Annotated in this window: 19 protein-coding genes; 12 read left to right on the top strand and 7 right to left on the bottom strand. The window is 60.5% G+C overall.

All coding sequences use genetic code 11. The features are described 5' to 3' along the window. The first annotated feature begins 48 nt into the window (after positions 1-48). Positions 49-1,440, top strand: coding sequence for an ATP-binding protein (locus VOI22_RS14670; RefSeq protein ID WP_323797206.1), 1,392 nt, complete (start codon positions 49-51; stop codon positions 1,438-1,440). On the opposite strand, the gene VOI22_RS14665 is transcribed toward VOI22_RS14670, so the two are convergent. From VOI22_RS14665 to VOI22_RS14650, 4 genes are all read right to left on the bottom strand, one after another. After that, positions 1,437-1,772 carry a tRNA-binding protein gene (locus tag VOI22_RS14665; protein ID WP_323797205.1) on the bottom strand — a complete coding sequence of 112 codons (336 nt, stop codon included), beginning with the start codon at positions 1,770-1,772 and terminating at the stop codon, positions 1,437-1,439. The genes VOI22_RS14670 and VOI22_RS14665 overlap by 4 nt on opposite strands. Positions 1,773-1,905: 133 nt before the next feature. Then, positions 1,906-2,331: a phasin family protein gene (locus VOI22_RS14660; RefSeq protein ID WP_028467176.1), complete on the bottom strand. Its 426-nt coding sequence runs from the start codon at positions 2,329-2,331 to the stop codon at positions 1,906-1,908. A gap of 162 nt (positions 2,332-2,493) precedes the next feature. Next, positions 2,494-3,108: a TetR/AcrR family transcriptional regulator gene (locus VOI22_RS14655; protein ID WP_323797204.1), complete on the bottom strand. Its 615-nt coding sequence runs from the start codon at positions 3,106-3,108 to the stop codon at positions 2,494-2,496. A 68-nt stretch (positions 3,109-3,176) separates the two neighbouring features. Continuing rightward, positions 3,177-3,617 (bottom strand): Lrp/AsnC family transcriptional regulator, encoded by a 441-nt coding sequence (locus VOI22_RS14650; RefSeq protein WP_323797203.1) that lies wholly within the window; start codon positions 3,615-3,617, stop codon positions 3,177-3,179. A gap of 102 nt (positions 3,618-3,719) precedes the next feature. On the opposite strand from VOI22_RS14650, the gene VOI22_RS14645 reads away from it, so the two are divergent. Further along, on the top strand, positions 3,720-4,046 hold the full coding sequence (locus VOI22_RS14645) for a cupin domain-containing protein (RefSeq protein WP_323797202.1): 327 nt from the start codon (positions 3,720-3,722) through the stop codon (positions 4,044-4,046). On the opposite strand, the gene proC is transcribed toward VOI22_RS14645, so the two are convergent. The 3 genes from proC to VOI22_RS14630 all read right to left on the bottom strand — a co-directional run bounded on the left by proC (position 4,047) and on the right by VOI22_RS14630 (position 5,947). Next, on the bottom strand, positions 4,047-4,859 hold the full coding sequence (gene proC, locus VOI22_RS14640) for a pyrroline-5-carboxylate reductase (protein ID WP_323797201.1): 813 nt from the start codon (positions 4,857-4,859) through the stop codon (positions 4,047-4,049). Between the two features lie 7 nt (positions 4,860-4,866). After that, on the bottom strand, positions 4,867-5,370 hold the full coding sequence (locus VOI22_RS14635; RefSeq protein WP_028467172.1) for a YbjN domain-containing protein: 504 nt from the start codon (positions 5,368-5,370) through the stop codon (positions 4,867-4,869). Positions 5,371-5,599: 229 nt separating this feature from the next. Beyond that, positions 5,600-5,947 (bottom strand): accessory factor UbiK family protein, encoded by a 348-nt coding sequence (locus VOI22_RS14630; RefSeq protein ID WP_323797200.1) that lies wholly within the window; start codon positions 5,945-5,947, stop codon positions 5,600-5,602. A gap of 194 nt (positions 5,948-6,141) precedes the next feature. On the opposite strand from VOI22_RS14630, the gene rfaD reads away from it, so the two are divergent. The 10 genes from rfaD (at position 6,142) to ychF (ending at position 15,744) form a co-directional block, all read left to right on the top strand. After that, on the top strand, positions 6,142-7,134 hold the full coding sequence (gene rfaD, locus VOI22_RS14625; RefSeq protein WP_323797199.1) for an ADP-glyceromanno-heptose 6-epimerase: 993 nt from the start codon (positions 6,142-6,144) through the stop codon (positions 7,132-7,134). A gap of 17 nt (positions 7,135-7,151) precedes the next feature. Continuing rightward, entirely contained in the window at positions 7,152-7,967 is an 816-nt protein-coding gene (gene lgt, locus VOI22_RS14620; RefSeq protein ID WP_323797198.1) for a prolipoprotein diacylglyceryl transferase, read from the top strand. Then, the gene (locus VOI22_RS14615) at positions 7,964-9,094 is read left to right on the top strand and encodes a class I SAM-dependent methyltransferase (RefSeq protein ID WP_323797197.1); all 1,131 of its coding nucleotides are present in this window, start codon (positions 7,964-7,966) and stop codon (positions 9,092-9,094) included. Before lgt ends, VOI22_RS14615 begins: the two co-directional genes overlap by 4 nt. Beyond that, complete coding sequence (pgeF, locus tag VOI22_RS14610; protein WP_323797196.1) at positions 9,091-9,855, top strand: peptidoglycan editing factor PgeF; 765 nt, start codon at positions 9,091-9,093, stop codon at positions 9,853-9,855. The genes VOI22_RS14615 and pgeF overlap by 4 nt, the downstream gene beginning before the upstream one ends. Before the next feature lie 3 nt (positions 9,856-9,858). Then, a complete protein-coding gene (locus tag VOI22_RS14605) occupies positions 9,859-11,007 on the top strand; it encodes a Xaa-Pro peptidase family protein (RefSeq protein WP_323797195.1) in 1,149 nt (382 codons plus the stop codon). 105 nt (positions 11,008-11,112) lie between these two features. Then, on the top strand, positions 11,113-12,042 hold the full coding sequence (locus VOI22_RS14600; protein ID WP_323797194.1) for a hypothetical protein: 930 nt from the start codon (positions 11,113-11,115) through the stop codon (positions 12,040-12,042). Positions 12,043-12,184: 142 nt separating this feature from the next. Beyond that, positions 12,185-13,120, top strand: a complete 936-nt coding sequence (locus tag VOI22_RS14595) for a ribose-phosphate pyrophosphokinase (RefSeq protein WP_028467165.1) — start codon at positions 12,185-12,187, stop codon at positions 13,118-13,120. A 153-nt stretch (positions 13,121-13,273) separates the two neighbouring features. Further along, positions 13,274-13,918 (top strand): 50S ribosomal protein L25/general stress protein Ctc, encoded by a 645-nt coding sequence (locus VOI22_RS14590; protein ID WP_323797193.1) that lies wholly within the window; start codon positions 13,274-13,276, stop codon positions 13,916-13,918. 56 nt (positions 13,919-13,974) lie between these two features. Then, complete coding sequence (gene pth / locus VOI22_RS14585) at positions 13,975-14,637, top strand: aminoacyl-tRNA hydrolase (RefSeq protein WP_323797192.1); 663 nt, start codon at positions 13,975-13,977, stop codon at positions 14,635-14,637. A 3-nt stretch (positions 14,638-14,640) separates the two neighbouring features. After that, a complete protein-coding gene (gene ychF / locus VOI22_RS14580; protein ID WP_323797191.1) occupies positions 14,641-15,744 on the top strand; it encodes a redox-regulated ATPase YchF in 1,104 nt (367 codons plus the stop codon). Positions 15,745-15,756 lie beyond the last annotated feature (12 nt).

Below are 15,756 nucleotides of genomic sequence, written 5' to 3'. Positions count from 1 at the left end.
TATCCGTCCGGGCCAATTTATTTTACCATCTTCCCAGATTTACCGGGCGTGAGCGCCAGCAAAAAGAACGGCATCCGATCAATGGCAACTCTTGCCGAGAACACCCCCCGGACCAAGCGCCGGTCCTGGCTGAAGCGCCGCATGCCAAAGACCCTTTTCGGACGGGCTTTGGTGATTTTCCTGACGCCGCTGATCCTGATGCAGGCGATCTCGACCTATGTTTTCTATGACCGGCACTGGGACACGATGGTGCGCCGGCTTGCGACCTCGCTTGCCGGAGACATCGCCCTGATCGTCACGGAAGTCGAGACGGATTCAAGTCCGGCCGCGCTGGCCCGGATAGACCGGCTTTCCCGTAACCACCTCGGACTGGTTATCACCTACCGGTCCGGCGCCATCCTGGAAAACCGCGGGACTGCAACCCTTTTCGACCCCACCTTGCAGCAGATGCGGCGTTCGATGACGGAGCAGGTACGCCGCCCCTACATGATCGATACCGAAGCGGGCGACCGGCAGATCGCCATCACGGTGCAGCTTTCGGACGGCGTGCTCGAAGTGCTCGCACACGAGAAGCGCCTCTACACCTCAACCACCTATATCTTCGTCATGTGGATGCTGGGCAGTGCGCTGATCCTGTTCGCTATTGCGCTGATTTTCATGCGCAACCAGATCCGGCCGATCCGAAGACTCGCTATAGCCGCCCGCGCCTTCGGGCTTGGCCGCGAGGTTACCAACTTCAAGCCGGAAGGCGCCCATGAAGTCCGGCAGGCCGCGGAAGCCTTTCAGCAGATGCGGGCCCGGATCCGGCGCCAGATCAAACAACGCACAGACATGCTGAGCGGCGTCTCGCATGATCTGCGCACGCCACTCACCCGGATGAAGCTGCAACTGGCCATGCTGGGCGAGGACAAGGCCGTGCAGGAACTCCAGGCCGACGTGCAGGACATGGAGCGGATGGTCGAAGGCTATCTCGCCTTTGCCCGCGGCGAGGGAACAGAGGCCGCCGTCACGACGGATATCAAGGCTCTGGTTACCGATTTCGCCATCGGTGAGCGGCGCGGCGGCATTCCACTCGAGCTTGAGATTATCGGCCAGCCTGTGCCGCCGTTGGAAATGAAACCGCAATCGATGAAACGAGCGCTGACCAATCTGGTGTCAAATGCAAGACGGCACGCGAAAACGGTACGCATCACGCTCGACGGATCCGAGGACGCGTATGAGATTTTTGTCGATGACGACGGACCGGGTATCCCTGAGGCTGAACGCGGCCGTGTCTTCAAACCCTTCTATCGTGGCGACCCGTCCCGCAACCCGGAAACGGGCGGAACAGGCCTAGGGCTGACCATCGCCCGCGATATCGTGCACAGCCACGGCGGCGAAATAGGCTTGGAAGACTCACCCCTCGGCGGCCTGCGTGTCCGGATCAGAATGCCGGTTTAGTATAGCCGCCCACCGTTCGGGGCATCGAGTGTCGGGCTGATCAGCACAACTTCTCCATCCTCATCCGGGAAGCCGACAACCAGGCACTCGCTCATGAACTTGCCGATCTGTTTCGGCGGGAAATTCACGACGGCAACCACCTGTTTGCCCTTCATCTCTTCTGGCGTGTAGTGCTTGGTGATCTGCGCTGACGTCTTCCGCTCGCCAATCTCCGGTCCGAAATCGATCCAGAGTTTGATCGCCGGCTTGCGCGCCTCGGGATATGGCTCCGCATCGGTCACTGTGCCGACGCGGATCTCGACTTTCTGAAAGTCGGAAAATTCGATGGTCATGAGCAGCTCCCTTATCCGGGAGCGGACCTTATGCGCTCTTCCATTTGTCGTGAAGAAGTTTCCCCCCGTGCAAAAACAAAAAGCCGCTGGAACCAATGGCTCCAACGGCTCTTCGCACTCTCTCGGGGAAAGCTTATTTCTTGCCGGTCAGGGACTGGACTTCTTCGAGGCTTTCGTTGATCCGCTTGTTGATCACTTCGAAGGCTTCCTGATTCGATTTCGCGAGCATCTCGGAGATTTCACGAAGGTTCGTAACAGTGCGCTCAATCGTGGTCTTCACGGTCTCGGTCTGCTTCGCGATCCGGTCTTCCGGTGCACCCTGCGTCATCAAATCACCGAGGGTTTTCTGGGACTCCTCGACAGCCTGCTGGAAGAGCTCGGCCTGACGCTTGCCAATGGCCTGAAGACCTTCCACAGCCAACTGGTTGGCGTTGGTGATGGCTTCGATATTCTTCTGCTGCGCGTTCATCAGCGCGTCTGCATCGATGCCGGGCATCTTGAAGTCCATCATCATCTTCTGGAAATCAAGATTGAGAAAGGGGTTTTCTTGCTTAGCCATTGAACGTCTCCACATTTTTGACCCCGTATTACGCGTGTCACTATGACCGGGATACGGTGGTTATTTTTCGCGTCGCAGCGTTATATTGCACTGCGTCATCCGCCTTGATATCGGTGTATCCCGGGTAAATGTCAAGAAATATGTTGCACCGCAACAAAATTCTCATCTACCCGAAAAACCGCTTTCCTGAAATGGCTTTTTTCGCTTCATGGGGGTGGACGCAACAATCTCGTCAAGCTGTCTCAGCCGCTTGTCGAGCGCGGCCATGGTCGGGCCAAGATCCTCGCTCTCATCGTTTAGCCACACCTGCATGACTGAAATATAGAGTGCGCCCAGAACCTTACGGCGCAGACAACCGAGCGGCCCGCGATCTCCGAGGCCGGTCTGCCGAAGCACCATGCCCATCGCCGGAGAAAGGCGGGTCAAGCCGGCAAGCGTCATACAGGGGTCCAATCGCGCCGCGGCAAGGATCGCCACATAACCGTCCCGATGCTCCTGCAACAGCTCGAACCGGGTCATGATTGCGTCAAAAAGCCGCTCCGGAACCGGCAGGGATGGATCGCGTGCGTCTTCATCAACCGTCGCGTCGGCGAGCCGTTCGAAACGGTCCGCCAAGGCATTCAGTATCGCACGTTTGCCAGGATAAAGACTGATGACTTCGGGCGCGGAGATCCCGGCCTTCTCGGCCACCATCTCAATGGTCAGGTCGCGCCAGCCCTGTTCGCCCGCGACTTTGAGAACCGTATCAAGGATCTTGTCGCTATTCACCGGTTCCATGGCTCGCTCCTGTTGACGTCCCTTTCACATATGCCCCGGTCGGGCATCAAAACAACCGCGGAACCCAGTCACCCCTGATACTCGTCCAGCACCACCGCTGCCGTCGCGGTCGAGACATGCTCAATTGCCGAGATCCGGTCGACCAGCGCTGACAACGCCTGTGTATCGGTAACCCTCACAAGGATCACCGCATCCGTCGGCCCCGCCACGGAAAACAGTCTCTCGACTTCCGGCAAAGCCTGAAGGTGCGCCAGGACGGGCGCACAAGGCCGCTCCGAAATCGTTATGGAAACGAGCGCGGCGACAGGTGGCAGATCGTCCGCCACCGAGACAACCGCCGTATAGCCGAGGATGACGCCCGCCTTTTCCAGGCGCCGGATACGATCCTGCACCGCCGTTCTCGACAGGCCGAGTGTGCGGCCCAGGTCAGATGCGCTGGTGCGGCCATGCTCCTTCAGCAGAGCCAGCAAACGCCGGTTCGTCGGATCCAGCTTTCCGTCATTTCGCATGACACCCTCCCTAATTCACGCCCTTTCGCAAGGCAGATACGTCAGCCCGCAAATTGCCAGCCCTGTCGTTTCCTGCGACCAAGGAACGATCCTGAAACCGTGATGATGGCCCCCGCAATGAAGCACTACAACGCCGCAGACTTCCGCCCCTCAAAGGCCTGGCAAGCGGTGGATATCGAGGTTATCTCGAATGCCAGCGTACGGCTGCACTGGACTGACAAGGCCTACAAATGGCACGTGAACGATGGCCCGGAAGTTTTCGTCGTGCTCGACGGCGAAGTCGACATGAAATACCTGGATGGAACTGAAATACGGTCCATCCGCCTGACACCGGGGGACATCTTCCACGCCGAGGACGGAGATTCGCATGTCGCCGAGCCGATCGGCGAAGCCAGAATCCTCGTTATTGAACAGGAAGGCAGCGTGTAGCTAGCCGGCTAGTTCCCGGGAACGGTCCGCCGCCGCTTTCAGCGCTTTCTCGAAGACTGGACCGATACCGTCATCGGCCATCAGGACCTTGAGGGCTTCCGCCGTCGTCCCGCCCGGGCTGGTGACATTCTGCCTGAGCTGCGCCGCCGGCTCGGAGGATTGCCGGGCAAGCTCACCCGCCCCGGAAACGGTTGCCGCAGCCAGCCGCATAGCGAGATCGGCGGGAAGGCCAAGCTTCTCGCCGGCGGCAGCCATAACCTCGATCACCAGGAACACATATGCGGGACCACTGCCCGAAACGGCCGTGACCGCGTCGAGCATGCCTTCTTCAGGGACCTCAAGCGCTTCGCCGACAGCGGACAGCAGGTCGCCCGCCAGGTTCATCTGCGCCTGGCTTGCCGCCTTGTTGCCGACATAGGCGGTAATCCCGCGTCCGACTGCGGCCGGTGTATTCGGCATGGAGCGGATGATCGCGGCGTCGGAGCCAAGCAGGCTTTCGAAATACCGGATGGTCTTGCCGGCGGCGATGGAGAGAAAGGCAGTTTCCGGGCCTGCGTAGCGGGCAAGCGGTGCCGCTGCGTCCATCATCTGTGGCTTGAGCGCCAGCATGATCATGCCCGGATGGAAATCTTCCGGGACGTCCGCAATATCCCGGACAATCGTCACACCGTCGATGCCTTCGAATTGGGCCGTCGCGGCCTCTGAATGTTCGATGACGCATATGCCATGAGCGGCGTAGCCTTTTTCAAGCCAGCCTTGAAGAAGGGCGCCGCCCATTTTGCCGCATCCGAGCAGCAGGAGAGATTTGTTCATTGCAATCTCAAGCTTCTCCGACGACATCCAGCAGCGAGGCCTGCATGGCCTCTTCCGCCGACTTGCCACCCCAGATGACGAATTGGAACGCGGGGAAAAAGCGCTCGCATTCGGTCAGGGCAACATCGACCAGATCCTCAAGCTGCTCGACGCTCGCAGATTGCGCGCCACGCAGCAGACACGTCTGCCGGAACATCGGCGTCCCGTCCTCAGTGGAGAGGTCGAAATGTCCGAGCCAGAGTTTCTCGTTGATCATTGCAAGCAGGGAATGGACCTCGCGCCGTTTCTCGACCGGAACCCGGCTTTCAAAAATGCACGAGAAGTGAAGTGCTCCCATATCCTCCTGCCAGAGGAAAAAGAGCCGGTAGTCAGCCCAGCGGCCTTGGATTTCGACGGCAAGCTCATCGGTGCTCGCACGCTCGTGAGCCCAATCATTGGCTCCGACAATTTCCTCCATCAGGTCTAACGGATTACGGGGAACTTCAACCGTTTCGACGTAAGTCAGAGACATACTATCAAACCCCCTCTGAGAGGTGCGCTGTCCGGCGCTCCGGGACGATCGTAGACAGGGAAGCTCGGTCCGTCAGACCGCGATTAACAGCCCGACTAGATCTAGCGTGGTACCAATCGCCAAGTACCACGAGGAGTAGCCTCTCAAATGCGAAACCCGCGATCAACCTATATTTCGTGGGTCGCGTCCGAAATATTGGTACATTTAGTTTTCTTTAGAAAACAGCGGCTTATTTGTTCTTTGCCGTATCCGTCGATGCAGATTTGGCGGAAGCCGTTGTTTTTGCCTGCTTTGGCGCCCGGCGCGTTGTCTTCGCCTTGGCCTCCTTGAGGCTTGCGAGCTCCTTTTCGAGCATCGCGACCCGTTGCGCAAGCGCTTCCTGCTCGGAGCGTGCCTTGCTCGCCTGCTCGCGCACGGCCGCGAACTCTTCGTAGGTCACGAGGTCATGTTCGCCGAGATAACGCTCGAACTGCTGCCGAATCATCTGTTCCATCTCTTCGCGAACACCGGCGGCGGCGGACATAGCGCCATTCGCCATCTTGGCGATGTCGTCGAAAAACCTGTTATTCGTCTGCATCGGCGGCTCCTCCTATCTGGCCACGGCTGCCGCATAATCGGCAGAAGTACGCGGCACAAGCAGCGTCCGTCCCCAGACCTACTACTTTCGAGCTTGCGAAAGCAATCCGCGTCGGGCGAGAAACAACCATATAGAGCCAAGAAGCGCGACCGGCAGATCGTGGGTCTGTTTGTCGCAGCAGCGGAGGAACGAGCATGATTGTCGTTACAGGCGGGGCCGGATTTATCGGATCGAACCTGGTTGCCGCACTCAGCGAACGCGAAGACCTAGCCCGGGACATTGTGGTCTGCGACGTCCTCGGCTCGGGCGAGAAGTGGCGCAACATCGCAAAGCGCGAGCTTGCCGACATCATCCCGCCCGAGGACCTGTTCAGCTTTCTCGACTCGCACAAGGACATGGTCGAGACCGTGTTTCATCTTGGCGCCAGCTCCTCAACCACCGAACGCGATGCCGATTTCATCGTGAAGCAGAACTTCCGCACCTCCGTCGATCTGTGGAAATGGTGCGCCGAGAATGACGCGAGGCTGATCTACGCCTCGTCCGCTGCGACCTATGGCGATGGCAGCGAGGGGTTTGAGGATGATGCCAGCATCGACGGCCTCGCCGGTCTGCAGCCGCTCAATCCCTATGGCTGGAGCAAGCATCTGTTCGACCGCCGGATCGCCCGGCTGGTTGCCGAGGGGCGTAAGACTCCGAAACAATGGGCCGGCCTCAAATTCTTCAATGTCTACGGCCCCAACGAATCCCATAAGGGCAACCAACAGAGTGTGGTGGCGCAGATCTACCCGCGCGCCGCAGCCAACCTGCCGGCCACTCTTTTCCGCTCACACAACCCGGATTACGAGGATGGCGGCCAGCTTCGCGATTTCGTCTGGGTCGGCGATTGTGTGGACGTGATGATCTGGCTGCACGACACGCCGGATGTCTCCGGCCTGTTCAATCTCGGCACCGGCCAGGCCCGCTCCTTCGGCGATCTCGCCCGCGCGGTCTATGTCGCGCTTGAGAAGGACCCGCGAATCGATTTCGTCGATACGCCGGTGGAGATCAGGGACCGCTACCAGTACTTCACCGAAGCACGTATGGAAAAGCTTCGGGACGCCGGGTATCCGGGCCAGTTCACCCCGCTTGAAGAAGGTGTACGGCGTTACGTCCAGGACTATCTCGACACCGAAGATCCTTATCGCTGAGCGCGGGAGCGACACTGATGGAGCAGGCTGGCCTGCCTTTCCCGAATATCGATCCGGTGATCTTCTCCATCGGGCCGTTCGCCGTCCGCTGGTATGCGCTGGCCTATATTGCCGGCCTGATGCTCGGCTGGCGCTATTGCGTCCATCTGTGCCGCCGCGCCCCGCGTTTCATGGACCCATCCTCGCTGGATGACCTGCTGGTCTATGCCACGCTTGGCGTGGTGCTCGGTGGCCGTCTCGGCTACGTGCTGTTCTACAATCTCCCCTACTACCTCGAAAATCCGGCGCAGATCCTGATGGTCTGGCAAGGCGGCATGGCTTTCCATGGCGGTATGCTCGGCACGCTCGTCGGGTTGTTTCTGTTCGCCCGGAGGCGCGGCATCAATCCGCTCCTGGTTGGCGACATCGTGGCTGCGGCGGCACCGATCGGCCTGTTCTTCGGCCGCATCGCGAACTTCATCAACGGCGAACTCTATGGCCGCGCCACCGATGTGCCCTGGTCGATGGTCTTTCCGAATGGCGGCCCGATGCCTAGACATCCGAGCCAGCTTTATGAAGCCGCACTGGAAGGCCTGCTTCTGTTCACTGTTGTCGTGCTGCTGATCGCCCGCACCGATATCAGACGCTATCCGGGCGCCATCGGCGGCCTGTTCTTTGCCGGATACGGCATCGCCCGCTTCACCGTCGAATTCTTTCGGGAACCCGATGCGCAACTCGGCTTCCTGTTCGCCGGCGCGACAATGGGACAGCTTCTTTCAATACCGATGATCCTGGTCGGGAGCGCGGTCATGATCTGGGCCCTCCGCCGCCCGTCACTCTCTGATAACGCATGACGGCAAGCCCGCTTTCCACACACCTGAAGGCCTTGATCGAGGCAGACGGCCCGCTCACCGTCGCGCGCTACATGCAGGAAGCCCTGCTGCACCCCGAACATGGCTATTACACAACGCGCGAGCCGTTCGGGGTCGCGGGCGACTTCATTACCGCGCCGGAAATCAGCCAGGTTTTCGGTGAGCTGATCGGCCTCTGGTGCGCCGCCGTCTGGCAGCAGACCGGCAGCCCGTCCAAAATCGCGCTGGTCGAATTCGGCCCCGGCCGCGGCACATTGTTGGCCGACGCCCTTCGCGCTGCCCGCATCGTGCCGGGCTTCTGCGATGCCATTGAGGTTCATCTCGTCGAAGCCAGTCCGAGGCTTCGCGCGCTCCAGCGCGAGACGCTGTCCGGTATCGAAGTCAGCTGGCATGACACAGCGGAAACGCTCCCGAGCCATCCGTCTCTGACCCTCGGCAATGAATTCTTCGATGCCCTGCCGATCCGGCAACTGATCCACCGTGATGGTATGTGGCGGGAGCGATGCATCGCCTGGGACAATGAAAGCGACGCCCTAGGCTGGTCGGATATGCCTGCACCAGTGGAACTGATTCGGCTGGTACCTTCCGCCCTGGCACCGGTCGAGGGCGACATATTCGAGATATGCAAAGACGGCCGCACGGTCGCGGAGCAGATCGCCCGGCATATTGCCCTTTGTGGCGGCGCCGGACTGTTCCTCGATTACGGTCACGGCAAAAGCGCCTTTGGCGATACTTTTCAGGCATTGCGCGGCCACCAGTATGCGGACGTGCTGAACCAGCCGGGGACTGCGGACCTGACCGCCCATGTCGACTTCAATGCACTTCTCGATAGCGCCGCATCCGGCGGGTGCACCTGCTTCGGCACCGTGACACAAGGACAATTCCTCACCGCGCTTGGCATAGAGGCCCGGGTCGAGGCCCTTGTCAGAAAAGCCTCCCCTGCCAAGGCGGCGACAATCCGTAGCGGCGCGCGGCGCTTGATTGAACCCACCGAAATGGGCACGCTGTTCAAGGCAGTGGCAATCGCCGCACCGGGAGTGGGTGCACTTCCCGGTTTCGGCCCGCCGCGAGGCCTGTCGGTGCGTGAAACGGGAGCCTTTTCAGGGTGATCCAACTTGACGAGATGAACACGGACAAAATCCGTCACGCTTTCTATACAAGGCGTGGCGGGGTCAGCCAGGGGATCTATCGCTCGCTCAATTGCGGGCTGGGTTCCGGAGACACGCGAAAAGCCGTCGTCGCCAACCGGGCACGGACCATGGCCGCACTCGATTGCGATGCGGAGTCCCTTTTCACCTGCAACCAGATCCATTCCGCAATCGTCCATGTCATCGACAGCAACGAGCGGCCGGAAGAGCCTCCACGCGCCGACGGCATGGTAACCACGCTCAAGAATGTCGCCCTCGGCGTTCTGACAGCGGATTGCACGCCTGTTCTGTTTTCCGACCCGGGAGACGGCATCATCGGCGCCTGCCACGCAGGCTGGCGCGGCGCCCTGAACGGCGTCATGGAAGCGACGGTCGACGCGATGATCGAACTCGGTGCACGTGCGGACAACATCCAGGCGGCCGTCGGCCCATGCATCGGCCAGACATCCTACGAGGTCGGCCCGGAATTTCCGCAGCCCTTCCTTGAGCAGGACAAGAACAATGCCGCCTTCTTCAGCGCCAGCGAGCGCGAGGGGCACTTCCAGTTCGACCTCTCGAACTACTGCACTTCGCGCCTGTCCTTACTCGGGCTGGGCGAGATCTACCGGCTGGATTGCGATACCTGCAAGGACGAGCCGAACTTCTTCAGTTACCGGCGTTCCCGCCTGCGTAACGAACCGGATTACGGACGGCAACTCTCAACCATCGTCATATCGGAGTAGCTTGTGCTGCATTTCGCCGAACAGGAGCTCGCGGAGCGCCGCACGCGCGCCATTGAGCTGATGCAGCAGCGCGGCCTCGACGGCCTGCTGATGTTCCGTCAGGAGAGCATGTTCTACCTGACCGGATATGACACGTTCGGCTTCTGCTTCTTCCAGTGCCTTTATCTCGGCGCGGACGGACGGCTGGCGCTGATGACCCGGGCACCGGATCTCCGGCAGGCGCAGAACACCAGCATGATCAAGGATATCCGCGTCTGGGTGGACCGGGACGGCGCGACGCCGGCGAGCGAGCTGAAAGCGATGCTGAGCGACATCGGCTGCGCCGGAAAGACGTTCGGCATCGAATACGAAGCCTATGGCCTGACCGCACGGAACGGCATGGCAATCAACGCAGAACTCGACGGCTTCTGCAAACTGACCGACTGCTCCGAGCTGGTCTCAGAGTTGCGTGTGGTGAAGTCGCCGACGGAACTCGCTTATGTCCGCCGCGCCGCCGCATTGGCGGACGATGCCCTCGTCGCCGGACAGGAGCTGACCGCACCCGGTGCCTTCGAGGGAGACATACTCGCGGCCATGCAAGGAGCCGTCTTCAAGGGCGGTGGCGATTACCCCGGCAACGAGTTCATTATCGGCTCCGGCTCCGATGCCCTGCTCTGCCGCTACTTTACCGGCCGCCGCACGCTGGACGCCGAGGATCAACTGACATTGGAGTTTGCCGGGGCATACCGGCACTACCATGCCTGCATGATGCGCACGCTCCCGATCGGAAAGCCGAAGCCCGAGCATGACGACATGCACAGCGCCTGCGTGGAAGCACTGGAGGCCTGTCGGGAGGCACTACGCCCCGGCAATATCGTAGGCTCGGTGTTCGACGCGCATGCCGGTGTCATGGACCGACGCGGTTACAGCCATGCCCGGATGAATGCGTGCGGCTATTCTCTGGGGGCGGTCTTCGCGCCGATCTGGATGGATTATCCGATGTTCTATCATGGCAACCCGGTTGAAATCCGCCCCGGCATGGTGTTCTTCACACACATGATCCTGATGGACAGCGACAAGGATCTCGCAATGACTCTCGGTGAAACTTTCATTGTCACGGAAGATGGAAACGAGCGTTTGTCGAAGCTTCCGCTCGACCTTGTCCGCAAGTAGCACCCCGGGAAAGAAGTCGACGGATGCCTCACCTCCAGATCCTGTTCACCGCCGCTATCATCGGGCTGCTTGTCAGCTGCGTCCTGGTGATTTAAGCCCCCGATCATGAAAGAAAGCCTCCCGTGCCGGGACTTTTCCGCGCGCCTACTCATTCTGCCGGTACTGCTGGCACTGTTCCTGACCGGCTGCGGAGAAATACCCCGCCCGTTCAGCCGGCAGCCTCACGAGAAGCCTGCCATCGAATTTTTTCTCGCCCCCGAAGCCGCCGGCATTTACGTCGAGCCGATTGAGGGACCTGTGGACTGGGTCGGAGAAGCCATGGCAGCGGCGATCTCGAAATCGCTCGTCGAGCATAGTGTCATCGCGAGCGTCAGTGCCCGGAACAAGCGCAGTTATGTCCTGAAGGGTCAGGGCTATCAGCAACTCCATGTCGGCCAGCCGGCCGAACTTGTCCTTGATTGGGAGCTGAGTGATCCATCCGGCAAGGTCATCGGAGAGAAACGCGTCTCGTCGACCCCGCCCTCCGCGTTCTGGGAGGCGCCCATCGCCGCTCATTTCCGGGAAATCTCCAACCAGAACGCGCCAGGCATCGCAGCCTGGCTGCTCCCGCAGCTGGAAACCGTCGCCGCGGCCGATCTTCCCGGGCTCTATGTCGATTTGATAGAAGGCAAGGCCGGCAGCGGGAACGCCATCCTGCGCCAGGCCCTGTTACGCAAACTTCGCGCCCGCGGCGTATCCATAGAGAACAGCGTAGCGACTGCGGAAAGCGCCCTCTCGCTAAAGGGCAAGATCGAGATCAAGCCAATCAATGCGGATACGGACATCGTCGCTATATCCTGGCGCCTTATCGATCCCGCCGGCAGAGAAATTGGCGTGATAGACCAGCAGAACGCGGTACCTTCCGGCAGCATGGATGACAATTGGGTCGCCGACTCCCCGGTTATTGCTGACGGCGCCCTGCAGGGCCTGTTGCCGCTGCTGCGGGCGTATGAGCGCCAAAGAATAGGCGAGAAACCTGTCACAAAGCGGCAATAACCCTTGCGCGCTTTCAACACGCGCTGATATGTTCCGCCCGCTTCTACTGATGCTGGTTTCCTCGAGATCAGGCACAGCAAGATAGGGATTTCACCGCTCCTTTCCCAACCGAGATCACAGGGCACGAATGTCAGACGTTCGTATGAAGATCCTGGCCTGTAACAGTAACAGGCCTTTGGCGGAAACAATTGCCGCCTACCTCAACATGCCATTGGCGAAAGCCGACATCCGCCGGTTCTCGGACATGGAAGTGTTCGTCGAGATCCAGGAGAACGTGCGCGGGGAAGACGTCTTCGTCATCCAGCCGACCTCCTATCCGGCGAATGACAATCTAATGGAACTGCTGGTCACGCTCGACGCGTTGAAACGCAGCTCGGCCCGGCGCATAACGGCTGTCATCCCTTATTACGGCTATGCCCGTCAGGATCGAAAGTCGGGTTCCCGGACACCGATTTCCGCCAAACTGGTCGCCAACCTGATCACTTCCGCAGGCGCCGACCGAGTGCTGACCATGGATCTCCATGCGGGGCAGATACAGGGTTTCTTCGATATCCCGACAGATAACCTGTTCGCAGCACCCGTGTTCCACAAGGACATCACGGAGCGCTACGGCGATGAGGAAATCACCATCGTCTCGCCCGATGTCGGCGGTGTCGTGCGCGCCCGTGCGCTGGCCAAGCCGCTGAACGCCGATCTGGCGATCATCGACAAGCGCCGCGAACGTGCCGGTGTGTCCGAGGTTATGAACATCATCGGTGACGTAAAGGACCGGCGCTGCATCCTGGTTGACGATATCGTCGACAGTGGCGGCACTCTCTGCAACGCGGCCGAAGCTCTGATGGCCTCCGGCGCGGTGTCCGTCGATGCCTATATCACGCACGGCGTTCTCTCCGGTGGCGCGGTCGCCCGCATCACCTCCTCGCCGCTGCAGTCCCTGGTCACAACCGACAGCATCCAGACCACGGAAGCCGTCCGGGTAGCCCGGAATATCCGGCAGATTTCGGTCGCGCCGCTGCTCGGGGAGTCGATCCGGCGGATCAGCGAAGAGCGCTCGGTTTCCAGCCTCTTCAACTTCTAGACCTGTCGCGCCGGACCGGTATCCCGGTCCGGGCCGCTTTGCGCTAGCTTTTTCCGGTGAAAGCCACTAAAACGCCCCGCTCATCCGTTCCGCCTTGCGGGCTGGCACCCCTGGAGGTCAGCCGCACGCGGAACATCTTTATTGGAGAATAAAATGTCTGATGTGATCGCACTGAGCGCCCAGACGCGTGACCGGGTCGGTAAGGGGTCCGCCCGTGCCGCCCGTCGCGCGGGGCTCATCCCGGCCGTAATCTACGGCGACAAGAAAGACCCGGTTTCCGTAACCCTGAATGAACGCGCGCTGACGAAGCTGCTTCATCAGACCGGTTTCTTTTCGACCCTGATCGACCTTGAAGTCGACGGCAAGAAGCACAGCGTGCTCGCCCGTGACGTCCAGCTGCACCCGGTCACCGATCGTCCGGAGCATGTTGATTTCCTTCGGGTCAGCGCCAGCTCGACGATTACCGTCGAAGTGCCGGTTGAGTTCATCAATGAAGAAGAGTGCCCGGGCCTCAAGGCCGGTGGTGTTCTGAACATTGTTCGGCATGAAGTCGAAGTCAGCTGCCGTCCGGACCAGATGCCGTCTTCACTGACGCTTGATCTGTCCGGCTGGAATGTCGGCGACAGCATCCACATCAGCGCGATCGAACTTCCGGAAGGTGTCACCCCGACGATCACCGATCGGGACTTCACCGTGGCAACCATCGCCGCACCGTCCGCGATGAAGAGTGAAGCCAGCGAATCCGAAGACGAGGACGAAGATACGGCTGAAGAAGCCGAAACCGAGTCCGAAGACTAATCGGCCACGCCGTGCCCGCCTCCTCGAGAGGCGGCCCGGCGGGAGGGGACCGAGCGATGTTTTTGTTCGTTGGCCTTGGAAATCCCGGGGCGAAATACGAGCTGACGCGCCATAATATAGGCTTTCTCGTCGCTGACGAAATTGCCTCAAGCTATGGCTTCGGTCCTTTCCGATCACGCTTTCAGGCCCTCACCGCCGACGGAACCGTCGGCGGTGAGAAGGTCCTGCTGATGAAACCGACCACCTTCATGAACGATTCCGGCCGCGCGGTCAGCGAAGCGGTCCGGTTCTTCAAGATTCCTCTCGAAAACATCATCGTCTTCTATGACGAGATCGACCTTGAACCCGGCAAGCTGCGCGTGAAGCGCGGCGGCGGTTCCGGCGGGCATAACGGTATTCGCAGCCTCGACGCCCATGTCGGCAAGGAATACTGGCGGGTCCGGCTCGGCGTCGGCCATCCGGGTGATAAGAACCGGGTGAAGGACTATGTGCTGCAGGATTTCGCCAAGGCGGAGCGCACCGGGTGGCTTTCGAAACTCGTGCCCGCCGTCGCCGACGAAGCGGACCTTCTGGTCCGTGGTGACGAAAGCGGTTTCATGAGCCGGGTCAGTCAGGCCGTGTTCCCGCAACGCCCGAAGCCGCCAAAACCGCCGAAACAAAACAACAAGCCGGACCCAGCCAAGGCTGACGGCGCCAGCGATAACAGTCAGGAAAATTAAGTCATGGGCTTCAAGTGCGGCATCGTTGGCCTGCCGAATGTCGGCAAATCCACCCTCTTCAACGCGCTGACCGAAACGGCAGCAGCGGAAGCGGCGAACTATCCATTCTGCACCATCGAGCCGAATACCGGCCGGGTGGCCGTGCCGGACCCGCGGCTCGACAAGCTGGCCGAACTCGCCAGCTCGAAAACCATCCTGCCGACGCAGCTTGAATTCGTCGATATTGCCGGTCTGGTGCGCGGCGCCAGCAAGGGTGAAGGCCTCGGCAACCAGTTCCTCGCCAACATCCGCGAAGTCGACGCCATCGTGCATGTGCTGCGCTGCTTCGCCTCCGACGACATCACCCATGTCGAAGGATCTGTCGACCCGCTACGCGATGCGGAGACCATTGAGACCGAGCTGATGCTGTGCGACCTCGACAGCCTGGAGCGCCGGATCTCCCCGCTGGAGAAGAAAGCCAAGTCCGGCGACAAGGATGCAAAGATCCAGGTCGCCATCATGACCAGGCTTCTGGAAGCCCTGCGTGACGGCAAACCGGGCCGCTCCATCGATGACTGGAGCCCGGAAGAACAGAAGATCGTCGCCACCCTGCAACTGCTGACCACCAAGCCGGTGCTTTATGTCTGCAATGTCGACGAGGAAAGCTCGGCCGAGGGTAACGAGTATTCCGCCAAGGTGTTCGAGATGGCGAAAGCCGAGGGCGCCGTCGCCGTTGTGATCTCAGCCGCGATCGAGTCGGAGATTGCCCAACTCGGCACCGCAGAAGAGAAAGCCGAATTCCTCGAAACCCTCGACCTCGAGGAGACCGGGCTTGCCCGTGTCATCCGCGCCGGCTACAGCCTGCTCGACCTGCTGACCTTCTTTACGGTCGGCCCGAAGGAGGCCCGCGCATGGACCGTCGGCCGGGGCGCCAAAGCCCCGAACGCGGCAGGCGTGATCCATACCGATTTCGAGCGCGGCTTCATCCGGGCGGAAACCATCTCCTATGACGATTTCGTTGCCTGCGGCGGCGAGAGCGGCGCCAAGGAAGCCGGCAAGATGCGGGTCGAAGGCTCGGAATATCTGGTGAAGGACGGCGACGTCTTCCACTTCCGCTTCAACGTCTGACCACTACGGACT

It is taken from the genome of Nisaea sp., from assembly GCF_034670185.1.
Lineage (GTDB): Bacteria > Pseudomonadota > Alphaproteobacteria > Thalassobaculales > Thalassobaculaceae > Nisaea.
Note: the sequence above shows the minus strand (reverse complement) of the source record. Positions and strands in the feature narration are given on the sequence as shown.